Source organism: Streptomyces sp. NPDC050759, assembly GCF_044456945.1.
GTDB lineage: Bacteria > Actinomycetota > Actinomycetes > Streptomycetales > Streptomycetaceae > Streptomyces.
On record NZ_JBITGI010000002.1, the window covers coordinates 588,646 to 603,420 of the forward strand.

General features: G+C 70.4%; 10 protein-coding genes. 4 read left to right on the forward strand and 6 right to left on the reverse strand.

The window, feature by feature from the left end:
• Nucleotides 1-5: 5 nt before the first annotated feature.
• Both ACIBJB_RS08515 and ACIBJB_RS08520 read right to left on the reverse strand, forming a co-directional pair.
• Nucleotides 6-1,709, reverse strand: a complete 1,704-nt coding sequence (locus ACIBJB_RS08515) for a DUF2264 domain-containing protein (RefSeq protein WP_398927864.1) — start codon at nucleotides 1,707-1,709, stop codon at nucleotides 6-8.
• Nucleotides 1,710-1,817: 108 nt separating this feature from the next.
• Nucleotides 1,818-2,858, reverse strand: coding sequence for a rhamnogalacturonan acetylesterase (locus ACIBJB_RS08520; protein ID WP_398927866.1), 1,041 nt, complete (start codon nucleotides 2,856-2,858; stop codon nucleotides 1,818-1,820).
• Nucleotides 2,859-3,053: 195 nt separating this feature from the next.
• Here ACIBJB_RS08520 and ACIBJB_RS08525 point away from each other — a divergent pair, with 195 nt between their 5' ends.
• Nucleotides 3,054-4,736: a rhamnogalacturonan lyase B N-terminal domain-containing protein gene (locus tag ACIBJB_RS08525; protein WP_398927868.1), complete on the forward strand. Its 1,683-nt coding sequence runs from the start codon at nucleotides 3,054-3,056 to the stop codon at nucleotides 4,734-4,736.
• A 2-nt stretch (nucleotides 4,737-4,738) separates the two neighbouring features.
• Here the strand turns inward: ACIBJB_RS08525 and ACIBJB_RS08530 are convergent, their stop codons facing one another.
• Nucleotides 4,739-6,148: an RICIN domain-containing protein gene (locus ACIBJB_RS08530; RefSeq protein ID WP_398927870.1), complete on the reverse strand. Its 1,410-nt coding sequence runs from the start codon at nucleotides 6,146-6,148 to the stop codon at nucleotides 4,739-4,741.
• Entirely contained in the window at nucleotides 6,145-7,221 is a 1,077-nt protein-coding gene (locus ACIBJB_RS08535) for a family 43 glycosylhydrolase (RefSeq protein WP_398927872.1), read from the reverse strand. Before ACIBJB_RS08535 ends, ACIBJB_RS08530 begins: the two co-directional genes overlap by 4 nt.
• Before the next feature lie 189 nt (nucleotides 7,222-7,410).
• Here ACIBJB_RS08535 and ACIBJB_RS08540 point away from each other — a divergent pair, with 189 nt between their 5' ends.
• From ACIBJB_RS08540 to ACIBJB_RS08550, 3 genes are all read left to right on the forward strand, one after another.
• Nucleotides 7,411-9,501 carry an autotransporter gene (locus tag ACIBJB_RS08540; RefSeq protein ID WP_398927874.1) on the forward strand — a complete coding sequence of 697 codons (2,091 nt, stop codon included), beginning with the start codon at nucleotides 7,411-7,413 and terminating at the stop codon, nucleotides 9,499-9,501.
• Nucleotides 9,502-9,610: 109 nt separating this feature from the next.
• Complete coding sequence (gene mmuM / locus ACIBJB_RS08545; protein ID WP_398927876.1) at nucleotides 9,611-10,552, forward strand: homocysteine S-methyltransferase; 942 nt, start codon at nucleotides 9,611-9,613, stop codon at nucleotides 10,550-10,552.
• Between the two features lie 200 nt (nucleotides 10,553-10,752).
• Nucleotides 10,753-11,808, forward strand: coding sequence for a LacI family DNA-binding transcriptional regulator (locus ACIBJB_RS08550; RefSeq protein WP_398927878.1), 1,056 nt, complete (start codon nucleotides 10,753-10,755; stop codon nucleotides 11,806-11,808).
• Nucleotides 11,809-11,827: 19 nt separating this feature from the next.
• On the opposite strand, the gene ACIBJB_RS08555 is transcribed toward ACIBJB_RS08550, so the two are convergent.
• Together ACIBJB_RS08555 and ACIBJB_RS08560 are read right to left on the reverse strand one after the other, a co-directional pair.
• Complete coding sequence (locus tag ACIBJB_RS08555) at nucleotides 11,828-13,408, reverse strand: carboxylesterase/lipase family protein (protein WP_398927880.1); 1,581 nt, start codon at nucleotides 13,406-13,408, stop codon at nucleotides 11,828-11,830.
• Nucleotides 13,409-13,501: 93 nt separating this feature from the next.
• Nucleotides 13,502-14,764 (reverse strand): alginate lyase family protein, encoded by a 1,263-nt coding sequence (locus ACIBJB_RS08560; protein WP_398927882.1) that lies wholly within the window; start codon nucleotides 14,762-14,764, stop codon nucleotides 13,502-13,504.
• Nucleotides 14,765-14,775 lie beyond the last annotated feature (11 nt).

Genomic DNA, 14,775 nt, shown 5'->3' on the forward strand with positions numbered 1-14,775 from the left:
GCGGCTCAGTCCCCGGCGGTGATTTCCACCCCGGAGCCGTGCAGACGAACCCGCACCTCCGGGCCCCCGCTCCACGCCACCGTCAACTCCCCCGCTCCTACGGCCCGTACGATCACCGTCTCCCTCAACGGCACGGCATCCGCGTCACCGGTGAGCCGGGCCAGCGCGACGAACAGCGTGTCCCCCTCCCCCGTCACCCCGCTCAACTCGTCGTCGAGGCCCACGGCGGGCAGCAGTTCGGCCCCCACACCATCCCGCACACCCTCCCGCGGGGACCACCCGGTCACCCGCACCGACGTCCCGGGCTCGGCCTCGGCCACGAGGAAGGCGCGTACCTCGACGGCTCCCTGCGCGAGCACGACACTGGTGACCCGCGTGCCCCCGGCCGCCGTGTGCCGCGAGGCCGCCCAGCCCTCCCCCACCCCCAACGGCACGATCTCGGTACGGCTCGGATCGCCGTCCACGATCACGCTGTTGTCGTACGACGTCGAGGGCTCGGTCGCCGTGGAGTAGGCGAGGCGGGTGTAGTACGGGTCGTAGCGGACGTCCTCGCTGCCGTGGTTGTGGAGGCGGACGAGACCGTCGGAACGCGTGGACTGCAGGAGCCAGTTGGGGGCGGTGATCGGGGTGAGCGCGTCGACGCGCTCCGTCGGGCCCGGCTCCTCCACCGCCGTCCACACCTCGTGGTCGGCCGGGAGGAGCAGGCCGAGGAAGCCCTTGCTCGCCCAGTACGGGGACGCCGGTCCCGAATAGCCCTGCAGGACAGCGGAGTCGGGGCCGTGCCAGCCGAGGGTGAGCAGGCCGCGGGAGTCCACCGCGCCCCGGTCCAGGAAGTACTTGAGGGCTCCGGAGGCCAGCCGCCGGGTCTCGCCCGGGGGAAGCGGGGTGTGGCCCGTCAGCGCGCCCAGCCACAGCGGAGCCGTCGTCGCGAAGCGGTACGTCAGGGAGCGGCCCTGGTGCATCGGGGCGCCGTCCGCGTCGAACAGGCGGGCGTAGTCCTCGAGATGGCGGGAGAGGCGGCCGCCGTACAGGTCCAGCAATGGGTCGTCCTGGGCCAGCCAGGCGTGCAGCACCGGGTAGAGGTGCATGGCCCAGCCGTTGTAGTAGTCGAACTTGCGGCCGTCGCCGTCCGTGTACCAGCCCTCGCCGACGTACCACTGCTCGATGCGCTCCAGGCCGCGGTCGATCGCCTTGCGGGAGGCGTCCGGCTCATACCCGGCCGACGCCAGGAAGCCGGCGACCGTGACCGGGAAGAGCTCCCAGTTGCAGGGCCAGGCCTCGGCGGTGAGCGCGTCGCCGAGCCAGGCCGCGGTGCGCTGCCGTACGGCGTCGTCCAGCCGGTCCCAGAGCAGCGGCTTCGTGATCCGCAGGGCGAACGCGATCGACGCCGCCTCCACCAACGGCTGGCCGCGGTCCTCGATACGGGGCCAGACCCCCGAGACTCCGGCGGCGAGCCCGTCCGCGTACCGCTCCAGCGCGGTCCCGTCCTGACGGAGGGCCGCCAGCAGGAGCGTACGGGCGTAGCCCTCCAGTCCGTCGGAGAGACGGCCGGACCAGCTCTGCCGGTCGCCGGGGAGGTGGTAGAGGGCGCGGTCCTCGGTGGCGTACGGCTCCACGGCGGCGAGCAGGGAGTCGGCCGCGGCCTCCCAATGGGCGCGCGTGTAGCCGGTGTACGGGCTGAGGGTGCGGTCCTCGGGGGGCAACTGCATCGGTTCTCTTTCTTCGACTCGCAGGCTCGCAGACCCGCAGGCGGGAAGGCTCGCGGCTCACATCACAGACCTGGGGCGCCCCGGTTCCGGTCGGGACGCCCCAGGCGTCTATCCCACCCGCACCAGCCCTGCGGGCACCAGCCCCTGTGCGACCAGTTCGTCGCGGACCAGGCCCGCGTACACGGTGGCGCCGTGTACGGAGGTGTGGGTGTTGTCCCTTTTCTCGTTGTAGAGGTAGATCGCCTTCGAGCCCTCCACTCCCAAGGACTCCACCAGCGTCTTCGTCTTCGCCGTCAGGTCGATCAGCGGGACGTCCTCTGCTGCGGCCACCGAGCGGATCACCGCGGGATGGTCCACCCCGAGGCCGTTGACCAGCAGGGCCGTCCCGTTGTTCAGTGTGCCGTCCGAGTTGAACCAGCGTCGCACGATGGGCGTCACGAGGACAGGGTTCCCGCCTTTCTCCCTCACACCCGCGACCAGAGTCTCCAGGTTCGCCCGGTACGTCGCCTCGTCGGTCGTCTTGTCGTTGTGGGCGAGCTGGACGAGGACGAGGTCGCCGGGACGGATCAGCGGCTGGACCGTGGCCCACAGGCGCGGCTCGGACAGATAGGTCACCGTGCTCTCGCCGGAGTCGGCGTAGTTGGCCACGGACACGCCCTTGCGCAGGTACTGAGGCAGTTGCTGGCCCCAGCCGGAGTAGGGGTCGCCGGGCTGGTCGCAGACCGTGGAGTCGCCGACCAGGAGGATCTGGTGGGTGTGCCGGGCGGGGATGACCTTGATGCCGGCGAGCGCGGGGGCCGAGCCGCCCAGCGCGAGGTCCAGGCCGGGCGTGCCGTCGGGGCCGGTGGGCTCGCCCTCGGGGGTGCGGACGTTCACGGTGAAACTGCGGGAGGCCCGTTCGCCGGGTGCGACCGCCGTCTCCGGCAGCAGGGAACGCCGGGTCTCGCCGCTGATCGCGGTGTGCGACTCCGCGTCACCACCGAGAAGGACCTTCACGTCGTACGTGCCCGGCGGGACGTCGAAGTGGCAGCCGCTCGCGGTGCAGTTCTCGAGGCCCGGCGGACGTCCGGTGTGCGCCTGCGCCGGTACGGCCGCCAGGCCCAACGTCAGCGCCATCGCCGCCGGTACGGCGAGGTTGAAACGTCTCATTCGTGGTTCCTCCGTCAGGGGGACAACACCTGGCGCCGGACCGTACCGCTATCCGCAAGCGCTTTCTAGACTCTGGACCGATTTCACAAGATTGCCAACCTCCAGCGAGCGAAAGCCCTTTCGCGAAATCGATTCAACTGTCACTCTCCAAAGCACCCGCACCACCCCCACACCTCCCGGAGGAGGCACCCCCACATGTCCGAATCCACCGTGCACAGACCGGTCGGCCGCCGTACCTTCGTCCTCGGCACCGCTGCCGCCGCAGGGACGGCCGCGCTCGCCGGACCGCTCGCCGAGACCGCGTCCGCCGCGACCTTCGGCTGGAGCGACGACGGCTCCAACTACGTCGTCGACACCGGCGCGAGCCTCGTCTTCAAGGTCAGCAAGACCAACGGCGACCTGACCTCGCTGGTCTACAAGGGCACCCAGTACCAGGGCTACGGCGGCAAGAACTCGCACATCGAGTCCGGGCTCGGCACGTCCACCGTGAGCATCAAGCAGTCCGGTACGACGATCCTGATCTCGGTCGCGTACGGCACGCTGAAGCACTACTACGCGGCCCGCAGCGGCGAGAACAACGTCTATCTGTGGACCAACAAGGCCGACGACTCGGTCTCGGCGACCCGCTACATCCTGCGCGTCAACGCGGGCAAGTTCCTCAACGACGAGCCCGACTCGTACACCTACGCGCCCACCACCATCGAGGCCTCCGACGTCTTCGAGAAGTCCGACGGCCAGACCCGCTCCAAGCACTACGCGAAGGCGCGGGTCATCGACTACAACTACGTCGGCTGGACCACCGGCAGCGTCGGCCTGTACATCGTGCGCTCCAACCACGAGAAGGCATCCGGCGGCCCGTTCTACCGCTCCCTCCTGCGCCACCAGAGCGCGGACGGCGGCGGCCTGTACGAGATCCTGTACTACGGCGAGAACCAGACGGAGGCCCAGCGCTTCGGCCTCCAGGGCCCCTACGTCATCGCCTTCACCGACGGCGGCGCCCCCTCCTCCTCGCTGTACCCGGGAACCCTCACCACCTCGTGGGCGGACTCGCTCGGCATCTCCGGCTACGTCCCCGCGAGCGGCCGGGGCAAGGTCGCGGGGGTCGGCATCACCGGGCGGAACACGTCGTACGCCTACACGGTCGGGCTCGCCAACTCCGCCGCCCAGTACTGGGGTTCGGCGCGGTCGTCGGACGGCTACTTCTCCATCGGGGGTGTGCTGCCGGGGACGTACACGCTGACCGTCTTCAAGGGTGAACTCGCCGTCCACACCGGGTCGGTGAGCGTCAGCGCGGGCGGCACGACCACCCTCAACAGCATCGCGATCCCGTCCTCGAACGATCCGGGCAACGCGAGCGCGATCTGGCGCATCAACAACTGGGACGGCACACCCGGCGGCTTCAAGAACGCCGACCTGATGACGTACGCCCACCCGTCCGACACCCGGGCCGCGTCCTGGACCGGCAACGTCGTCATCGGCAGCGGCACCGAGACCTCGGCCTTCCCCTGCTACCTGTGGAAGGACGTCAACAGCGGGATCATCGTCTACTTCAAGCTGACGGCCGCCCAGGCCGCCGCCGCGCACACCTTGCGCATCGGGGTGACGACGGCCTACGCCAACGGCCGCCCGCAGGTCGTCGTCAACGACACCTGGACCTCCGCCGTCCCCTCCCCGCCCACCCAGCCGAGCACCCGGTCGCTGACCGTGGGCTCGTACCGGGGCAACAACTACACGTTCACCTACAGCGTGCCGGCGTCCGCCTGGCTGACGGACACCAGCGCCTACAACACGCTGAAGATCTACGTGGCGAGCGGTTCGGGGTCGACGTCCTTCCTCAGTGCGGGCACCTCGATCGACGCGATCGACCTGCTGGCCTGACGTCAGGTACCGCGCGTCCACTGCTGGTTAGTTGCTCCGTTGCACGCGTACGTGATGATCGCGGCGGAGTTGGCGGTGGACGCGCCGTTCACGTCCAGGCACTCCCCGGAGGCCCTGGCCTTGATGTTCACGTACGAGCCCGACGTGACCACCGACCACTGCTGGCTGGTCGCGCTGCCGCAGTTCTCCTGGGTGACGTTGGTGGCGTTCTCCTGGAGGCACAGGGAGCTGCCGCGGCCGACCAACTGGTAGTAGCCGGTGCCGAGGTCCTTGAACCACCACTTCTGGTTGGCACCGCTGTTGCAGGTGTACTGGCTGATCGCGACGCCCTGCCACAGCGACTGACTGGCCACGTCCGCGCACTTGCCGCTGTTGCGGGAGACCAGCGTGTTGTACGTGGCACTGGTGCCGCTGATCGTCCCGGCCGCCGCGTCGATCGTGATCTGGGGGGACCAGGACATGGACATCGTGGTGGAGGAGGGGAAGGTCAACGGCAGCCACACGTACCGCGAGTCGTTGACGGTCCCGCCGAAGGAGTTGCCCCAGCGGTCGCCCATGTAGAGGTACGAGGTGCCCGAAGTCCCCTGCACCGGAAGGACGTAGGCGGTCTGCGAGTTGTAGGTCGTGGAGTCACCGACGTTCGCCATCGAGGTCCACGGTCCGGCGAGGGAGGTGGCGGTGGCGTACTGCTGCTGGTTGGCGCTCCAGCCGGTGGCGCCCGAAGTGAGCATGAAGTAGACGCTGCCCCGCTTGAACAGGGCCGGGGCCTCGCGGTGTCCGCCGACCCACGGGTTGGCGACCAGGCTCGCGATGCCGGTGTAGTCGGCGGTGAGCTTGTAGATGTGCAGGTCGTAGTTCTCGTTGGCCGCCGAGACCATGTAGCCGGTGCCGTCGGTGTCGACGAACGTCGTGATGTCGCGGGACATGTTGTCGCCCAGCGGGCGGAAGCTGCCCTGGTAGGTGTAGCTCCCGTCGACCGTGGAGGAGACGGCGACCGCCGCGCGGGCCTCGCTGTAGTCGGTGCCGTTCTCCTTGTGCATCCACATCACGAACTTGCCGGTGGACGCGTTGTAGATGACCTTGGGCCGCTCGATGTAGGCGGTGGCGAGCTCCGAGGCGCTGGACTGGGTCAGGACGTGGTTCCTGAACTCCCAGTTCTTCAGGTCGGTGGAGCGGTAGGCGTCCACGTACCGGAAGGTGTTGTCGGCGTTGCGGTCCTCGCCGAACCAGTAGTAGTAGGAGCCGACCTTGATGACCCCGCCGCCGTGGGCGTGCAGGGCGTTGCCCGAGGTGTCCGTGAACTGGACGCCGTTGGGGATGGTCAGCGGGGCGGCCTGGGCCGGTCCGGCGGTCACCAGGGCGGCGGCCAGGGCCAGACACAGGGCGAGCAGTACGGCGTATGCACGTCTCATGACGCGACCTCCGTGTCCGTGGCGGTGTCCGCCACCGGTATGCCGAAGTTCGGGGTGCCGTCCGCGTGCCAGCCGAGCTTCTGGACGCGGGTGTGGCGGTTGGGGTCGTTCAGCGGGTCGCCGACGATCTCCTTGTACTGGCGGGCGTGGTAGACGAGGACGTCACTGCGACCGTCCTCGGCGACGGTGAAGCAGTTGTGGCCGGGGCCGTACTGCCTGGTGGTGTCGTTGCTCGTGAAGACGGGGGTCGGTGACTTTGACCAGCTCGCCGGGTTCATGAGGTCGGCGTCCGCGTCGACCGTGAGCAGGCCCATGCAGTAGTGCCAGTCGGTCGCGCTGGCCGAGTAGGACATGAAGAGCCGGCCGTTGCGGGCGATGACCGAGGGGCCCTCGTTGACCTTGTAGCCGATGCACTCCCAGTCGTACTCCGGGGTGGAGAGCCGGATCTGAGGGCCTGTCAGGGTCCAGGGGTTCGCCATCCTGGACAGGAAGATGCCGGTGTTGTTGTCCAGGCCGGGCTCGTGCTGGGCCCAGGCGAGGTAGCGGCTGCCGCGGTGGGTGAAGGTGGTGGCGTCCAGGGAGAAGGTCTCCCAGGCGGTTTTCACCTGGCCCTTCTCCACCCAAGTCCCCTTGAACGGATTGGGGTTGGCGTTCTCCAGGACCCAGATACGGATGTCCCACACGCTCTCGGCGGGCGCGGAGGCGAAGTAGATGTACCACTTGCCGCCGATGCGGTGGATCTCGGGCGCCCAGATGTGGGCGCCCATGACACCGGTCGGGTGCTTGCGCCAGATGACGGACTCGTCAGCGGTCGCGAGGCCGTTGATGGTGCGGGAGCGGCGCAGGATGATGCGGTCGTACTCGGGGGCGGTGGCCGTGAAGTAGTAGTAGCCGTCGGAGTGACGGTGGATGTACGGGTCCGCGCGGTTGCGGACGAGCGGGTTCACGAAGGGGGCGGCCTTCTTCGGTCGCGGTGCGGCTTGGGCGACTGTGGGGGTCGCGGCCAGGGCGCCCGCGGCCAGGGCACCTTTCAGCAGCAGTCGTCGGTGGGGGACGTCGGGGGCGCGGCTCATACGGACTGCCTCTCGGAGGGGGGTGTCCTGAGAGAGATGTTCGATATTGAGAACATCTGTTGTTATTGCGAACAGCCGAAAGGTAAGGCTGGGGAACCGGGAGGTCAACGGGTCCGACGGGATCAGAAGAAGGCGCTTTCTGTTTTCGGTTTTCTGTTATCGGCCCGCGCCTCGCCCGTCTCCGGTCATGTGCGCAGCCATTTCCACAAGACAGCAGCCGCGGCCGGAGCCCTGGCGGCGGCCGCCCTCCTGGTCACCGCTCCCCCGGCGGCGGCCGCCGGTTCCCGTGACGTCACGGCCGACGTCCTCGCGGACCGGGACGTCACCCTGACCGGCGACACCGTCGTCACCGTGCCCGCGGGGACGACGACGTACGACGGGGTGTTCCGCGGCGAGGGCACGCTCACCGTGCGCGGCAGCGGGACGCTGATCCTGACCAGGGACAGCGACTTCACGCTGCCCGGGTCCCGGCAACGGCAGTCCGTGCGGACACTGGGCGGCAACCACCCGTACGTCACCACGACCCGCCCGGACCCGCCCGCGGTCACGGTCGAGCGCGGGGCGACCCTCCAGTACGGCAACGGCGGCACGACGGGCCTGATCGGCCACTTCCCGTACAACACCCCGGCGTTCCGGCTGAACCAGGACAACATCCGGGTCGACGGCACCCTGCGGCTGTCCCTGAAGAGCGCCTACAACCTGGGCACCGTCAGCGGCTCCGGCCTGATCACCCAGCCACGCTTCCTCTGGGGCACCTGGGACCTGACGTCAGGACCGTTCTCCGGGGTCATCGACAACGGCACGCAGGCCAACGCCGGGCGGCCCGAGTACGCGACCTCGCTGCCGAGCGTACGCAAGGTGCTCAACCAGGGCACCTGGACCGTGGACACCCCGCTGGGCCAGACCGTCACCCAGCGGATGGACTTCTACCAGCGCGAGTACGGCAGCGACATCAACGTCCAGTCCCGGCCGGGCGGCAAGGTGGTCCTCACCGGCCAGTACAGCTGGTCCGACCAGGGCGGCGACACCAGTCCCTCGCTGAGCGATCCCGCCCTGAACTGGACGCCGGCCACCAAGAACGTCAACAAGCGCGGCACCAACATCAAGGGTGCGAACGTCCAGTGGGGAGACGGGACGACCAGCAGGATCTTCATGCCGGGCACGGCGAAGACGGTGTACATCAACCTGCTGGCGGCGCGCTCCCGTTCCCTGCTGACCTTCGACTACAAGGGGCCGGTCACCCTGGGCGCCCCCATCGGCGGTGGCCGCTTCCACGACACCCTGTCCGCGCCCGGCGCGGGTGACATCGTCATCAAGGGGACGAAGGGCAACGACGTCACCTTCGCGGCCGTCCAGTACTACGACGGCTCCACGACCGTCGAGAAGGGCGCCGTGCTCCGCCTCGGCAGCGGCAGACCGGGGGGCGACGGCGGGCTCTACACCGGGGGCGATCTCTACAAGGTCGTGAACAACGGCTCGCTGATCCTCGACAACACGGCCAAGTCCCTGACTCTGCCCCGGATCAGCGGCAGCGGCTCCCTCACCCAGGCGGGCCGGGCGACGACGACACTCACCGGAACCGCGGTGACGTACACGGGGACGACGACGGTCCGCAAGGGCACGCTCGCCCTGCGGGGCGGAGCAACTCTCGCCCGCAGCAAGGGGATCCGGCTCACCTCGACGGCCGCACGGCTGGACGCGGGCACGGCCGGCCTGCGTGTGGTCTCCTCGCTGTCCGGCAAGGGCGCGGTGAAGGGCACGGTCACCAACGAGGGTGTGGTCACGGGCGGACTCACCGTCTCCGGCGGCTACACGCAGACCGCGAAGGGCGAACTGGTCCTGAGAAACGGCCCGTTGACGGTGACGGGCCCGGTACGGCTGGCCGGTGAGCTCGACTTCTCGGCAGTCGGCACCCACCCCGCCCGCCGGATCACCGTGCTGGACAACAAGGGCACCTCGAAGACCACGGGCGCCTTCAAGGGCCTGAAAGAGGGCACACGGCTCAAGCTCGCCGACACGACGTACCGGATCACCTATCGGGGCGGCGACGGCAACGACGTCACTCTGACCGCGGCCACGGCGAGCGCCTCACCGAGCGTCCGTGCCGACACCGCGTCGAAGGCAGCGGCATCGGCACCTCGCACGACGGCAGCGGAGACGGAGGGGCTGGGCTGGTGGCCGTACATTCTGGCGCTGGGCCTGCTGGGCGGGTTGGTGGTCCCACCGACCGTACGCAGGCGCGGCAAGCGGCGTGCGGGCGGACGGCACGCGGCCCACTGAGCGGCGCCGGGGCATTGCGGCGCCCTTCAGTAGGCCCCACATGCCGGCCCCGGTGTTCGCGTACCGGACGGCTGCGGCCCTCACCCGTCCCTTCGGCTAGCGTCGAGGCATGACCAGCGACACCCCCGAAGTCCCCGACGCCCTCTCCCGCCCCCTCGCCGACACCCTCGCGGCGGGCCCTGTCGTCCTCGACGGCGGGATGTCCAACCAGCTGGAATCCGCCGGGCACGATCTGAGCGACGAGCTGTGGTCGGCGCGGCTGCTCGCGGAGCGGCCCGAGGCGATCACCGAGGCGCATCTCGCCTACTACGAGGCGGGCGCGGACGTGGCGATCACGTCCAGCTACCAGGCCACCTTCGAGGGGTTCGCCAAGCGCGGGATCGCGCGCGAGCGGGCGGCGGAACTGCTCGCCCTGAGCGTCGGGCTGGCGCGCGAGGCGGCGCGGCAAGCGTGGACGAAGGGCGTCCGACGGCCGCTGTACGTGGCGGCCTCGGTCGGGCCGTACGGCGCGATGCTCGCGGACGGTTCGGAGTACCGGGGCCGGTACGGCCTCAGCGTGGCCGAGCTGGAGGCCTTCCACCGGCCCCGCCTCGAGGTGCTCGCGGTGGCCGAGCCCGACGTCCTGGCCCTGGAGACGATCCCCGACAGCGACGAGGCACAGGCGCTGCTGCGCGCGATCCGTGGTCTCGGTGTCCCGGCCTGGCTCTCCTACTCCGTCGCCGGCGACCGCACCCGGGCCGGCCAGCCCCTGGACGAGGCGTTCGCGCTGGCCGCCGACGTGGAGGAGGTCATCGCGGTCGGCGTCAACTGCTGTGTCCCGGAGGACGTGGACGCAGCGATCGAGGTCGCCGCGCGGGTCACCGGCAAGCCGGTCGTGGTCTATCCCAACAGTGGCGAGTCCTGGAATGCGGGCACGCGGGCGTGGGAGGGCAGCTCGTCGTTCGCGCCGGAGGAGGTGCGCGGTTGGCAGGCGGCCGGGGCACGGCTGGTCGGAGGGTGTTGCCGGGTGGGGCCGGGGGCGATCTCTGGGATCGCGGAGGCTCTGCGTTAGCGGGAGCGGTGCGCCTGCTCGCCGTGGGGCTTCTGTAGTGTCGCGGCTGCCGCGTTCGCTGTGGTTGCTCGCGCAGTTCCCCGCGCCCCTTGAGGGCGCTTCGCGCCCGACCCTTAACCCCGTCCCTCTCCCCCTGCTAGCCTCCGCTCGGGAACCGGTTTCCGTCGGTGTTGCCGCTGTTCCCAGGGGGCGAGGCAGGGATGACCAGGAAGAGTGAGGACGCGAGCCGGAGCACGATCCGGGATGTCGCCGCGCGGGCCGGGGTGTCCGCGTCGACCGTGTCACGGGTGCTCGGCGGGGAGTATCCGGTGAGCGCGGCGACACGCACGCGTGTGATGCGGGCCGTGCGCGAGATGGACTACGTCGCCGACGCGCGCGCGAAGGCCATCGCGGGCGTCGGCACTCCCACGCTCGCGTTCGTGCTCGAGGACATCACCGGCCCGTCGTTCGCCCTGATGGCCCACGGCGTGGAACGCGAGGCGAACCGGCTGGGCCATCTGTGTCTGGTGTGCAGCACGGAGGGCGACGTCGAGCACGAACTGGAGTTCGTGGAGATGATGCGGGCCCAGCGCGCCGCCGCCGTGATCCTGGTGGGCGGCGCCGCCGACACCGTCGAGTACCGCGAGCGCACCCGCCGGATGGCCGACTCCCTGGCGTCGGCGGGCTCCCGGCTCGTGCTGTGCGGCCGGCCGCCGCTCGGCCCCGGGGCCCCGGTCACGGTCATCGAGTACGACAACGAGGGCGGCGCCTACGCGCTCGTCGCCCACGTCCTGTCCCAGGGCCACCGACGGGTCCTGTTCCTCGGCGGCAAGGCGGACCACACCACCGCGCAGGGCCGTGAGCGCGGCTATCTCGCCGCCCACCGCGCGCGCGGCATGGATCCCGATCCCGCGCTGGTCCTGAACGGCGACTTCACCCGCGACTCCGGTCACCGTCTGATGCGCCGGGCCCTGAAGGAGGGCCTGGAGTTCACGGCCGTGGTCGCGGCGACGGACATGGTCGCGGCGGGCGCCCTGACCGCCCTGCACGAGGCCGGCCTCGACGTCCCCGGTGACGTCTCCCTGGCCGGCTACGACGACATCCCCTTCGCCCGGGACCTCCACCCGGCGCTCACCACCGTCCATGTCCCCTACGAGGAACTGGGCCGACTCGCCGTACGCACCGCGCTCGGCCGTACGGCGGAGGACCCGGCCGAGCACCTCCTGCTGGGCACCCACGTGGTGGTCCGGGACTCGGTCACGGCGACCGGCACCTGAGAGACCGGGGCCCGCGCGCTCAGTGCCGCCGCGCCAGTCCGGTGCGTCGCAGCCGCCGTACGACCGACCGGAGCTCCGCGGTCCGGGCGGGCCAGCCCTCCGCCGGTTCCTTCACGGGCGCCGTCTCCGGAGTGGTCGTGTCCGCCGTCCACACCGCGAAATCCTGGTCCCGAGGGCCGGACTCCACGTACGGATCGCCCTTGCCGAAGATCTGGACGGGGTGGGTGGCGTCCCAGGGCCGCCAGCCGGGGTCGCCGTCGGCGGCGAAGCGCACCCACGCCCCGTGCATGGCGTCGGCGAGCTCGGTCGGGGCGCCCTCGCCTGCGAGCTTGGCGGACTCGGGGGTGTCGCCGGTGTCGAAGACGAAGCCCAGTTCCAGGGCGTGGCAGGCACCGAGGTCCGGGCGGTAGGAGGGCCAGGCGAACTCGTAGACGTACGACGACCCGGGGCGGGACTCGGCGAGGCGGTGCAGGGGAATGCGCAGCAGGTGGTCGGTGACCATCTGGCCGACGATGTCGGCGGTACCGGCGTCGGGATGCAGCGCGCGGTAGCCGCGGACCACCTCGGAGCCGCAGTGGCAGCGGGCCATGGCACCGGCGAGGGCGACCGGACCGAGCCGGTCGACGCGCTCCAGGAGGCCGCCGGGGACGAGCCAGAGGCGGTACTCGTCGCTGGTCCAGCCCAGCATCAGCTCGACCCCGCGGGCCGCCGAGCCCTCGACGAGCGCCTCCAGCGGGTCACGGGGCACGAGGTCGCCGTCGACCACGATCCCGAAGGCGGGGCCGCCCAGGACCGGGCTGCTCAGGCGGCCCACCTCGGCCTGGGTGCGCAGCAGCAGCTCGCGGTCGACCTCGGCGAAGGCCGCGGCGGTGGCGGGGATCTTCAGCCGGGTGGCCATCCGGCGCACCATCCGCCGTACCTTGTCGCGGTCGCTCGCCTCGGGCGGCCCGCTCTGCAGGACCGCGCGCCGGAACAGGCCCTGGGCCTGCGGGGCGGCGAGGAGCGCGCCGATGCTGATGGCGCCGGCCGACTGGCCCGCCACGGTGACACGGTCGGGGTCGCCGCCGAAGGCCCCGATCGACTCGTGCACCCACTGCAGGGCGGCGAGCTGGTCGCGCAGGCCGGGGTTGGCGGGGGCGTCCGGGAAGAGGCCGTAGCCCTCGACGCCGAGCCGGTAGTTGACCGAGACGAACACGACGCCGTCCCGGGCGAAGGCGTGCCCGTCATACACGGGCACCGCGGAAGATCCCCTGGTCAGGGCTCCGCCGTGCAGCCACACCAGGACCGGGAGCCGGGCTCCCTGGCCGGGCTCCGGTGTCCACACGTTGAGGTTGAGGCAGTCGTCGCCGGGCACGAACGGGTCGGACAGGTACTGCGCGAAGGCGTCGGAGTACGGCGGTTTCGGTGCCGTCGGCCCGAAGTCGGCCGCCTCGCGCACACCGTCCCAGGGCTCGGGCGGCACGGGTGGCCGGAAGCGGCGGGGGCCGAAGGGCGGGGCCGCGTAGGGGATGCCCCGAAAGACCGCGACCCCGCGGTCGTACCGCCCCCGTACGGCTCCGTACGGCGTGCTGACCACGGGGTCTGTCCGGACTGCTGTCATATGTCCACCAGCCTCCTCACCGCGCTACTGCACCGTGAACAACAGAGCACCACATTTCCGCTCCGTATTCCGGTGCAGAGCGCGATGGGGCCGCTACTTGGCGTACATCAGCGTGCCGAAGCCCAGCTGGTCGAAGCCGCCGCTGGTGGTGCCGTAGTCGCCGCCTCCCCCCTCGGGGGCGACGAGGTCGTAGTACATCTGCGAGATGTACTTGTCGTCGAGGCCCAGGCGCCGGTTGTAGTGGAAGTGGAGCATCGCCCAGACGGGGCGGATCTGGCCCCGGGAGGCGGAGGAGATCACGGTCTGGGACGAGGCGGCGCAGTTCTGCCCGGTGCCCCAGTTGTAGGTGGTGTAGGGGACGTCCTGGCCGAGGTTGTACTTCGCGACGTACTGGGCCGCCTTCATGAAGCGGCGGCTGTCGTACGAGTAGAGGTCGTCGCCCTGGTTCCAGGCCATCTCGCAGACGGCGCCCATCTGGCCCATGCCCATGACGGTGTGCCCCTGGTCGCGGCCTGACTCCTGCCACTGGCCCAGCGCGTAGCCGGCCGAGTCGGTGTACAGGTACGGCACCGCGTGGGCGATCGAGCCGTTGCCCGCGCCGGACTTGAAGTAGGCGATCGCCTGGTCGTACTTGGCGCCGTCCTCGTTGAGAATTCCGATGGCCAGGATCGAGGCCATGTTGCACAGGTCCCAGTTGGCCCAGTAGTTGGTGATGCAGGCGTCGTTGTGGTTGGTCAGGAAGCTGTTGTTGAGCGGGTAGAAGACCTTGGCGAGCATGTTCTGGGCGGCGGCGAGGTCGAAGCCGCTGTAGCCGCGCATGAGTTCGCAGGCGTTGGCGAACTGCCAGCCGTAGATGCCGGCCGCGAGGAACCGGTCCGCGTTGCCGGTGACCGACGTGAGCGTCCTGGACCAGGCGTTGAGGATGTTCGCGGCACAGGCGGCGTTGGCCTCGGTGCCGCCGACCTGCCAGCGCAGGGCGTTCTGGTAGGCGGCCGCGATGTCGTTGAAGAGCAGGGAGTAGTTCTCCCCTGTGCCGCCGCGGATGATGGTCGCGGTGGCCCGGTTGGTCCAGGTGGACTGGGAGTGGGAGTTGGCGACCAGCTTGTTCCAGCCGGACAGCCAGGGGTCGGTGCCCGCGGCGACCCTGACCTTGGCCCGGTTGATGTCGCCGGCGTTGTGCAGCATGCCGGGGTGGGTCCAGGTCGAGGGTGCCGCGTCGGCCGTGGTGGCCATGCCGGTGGCGAGGGCGCCGCCGCCCAGGGCGAGGGCGGCGCCGAGACCGCCCGCGGTCCTCAACAGACCGCGGCGGCTCAACTCGGTGTGCGGGAGGTGCTGGTGGGGGGAAGTGCGGCTCATGCGGTGCATCT

Coding starts and splice junctions, on each gene's coding strand:
- mmuM (WP_398927876.1), top strand. CDS start 9,611: ATGACCAGCGACACCCCCGAAGTCCCCGACGCCCTCTCCCGCCCCCTC.
- ACIBJB_RS08535 (WP_398927872.1), bottom strand. CDS start 7,221: ATGAGCCGCGCCCCCGACGTCCCCCACCGACGACTGCTGCTGAAAGGT.
- ACIBJB_RS08550 (WP_398927878.1), top strand. CDS start 10,753: ATGACCAGGAAGAGTGAGGACGCGAGCCGGAGCACGATCCGGGATGTC.
- ACIBJB_RS08515 (WP_398927864.1), bottom strand. CDS start 1,709: ATGCAGTTGCCCCCCGAGGACCGCACCCTCAGCCCGTACACCGGCTAC.
- ACIBJB_RS08525 (WP_398927868.1), top strand. CDS start 3,054: ATGTCCGAATCCACCGTGCACAGACCGGTCGGCCGCCGTACCTTCGTC.
- ACIBJB_RS08520 (WP_398927866.1), bottom strand. CDS start 2,858: ATGAGACGTTTCAACCTCGCCGTACCGGCGGCGATGGCGCTGACGTTG.
- ACIBJB_RS08560 (WP_398927882.1), bottom strand. CDS start 14,764: ATGAGCCGCACTTCCCCCCACCAGCACCTCCCGCACACCGAGTTGAGC.
- ACIBJB_RS08555 (WP_398927880.1), bottom strand. CDS start 13,408: ATGACAGCAGTCCGGACAGACCCCGTGGTCAGCACGCCGTACGGAGCC.
- ACIBJB_RS08530 (WP_398927870.1), bottom strand. CDS start 6,148: ATGAGACGTGCATACGCCGTACTGCTCGCCCTGTGTCTGGCCCTGGCC.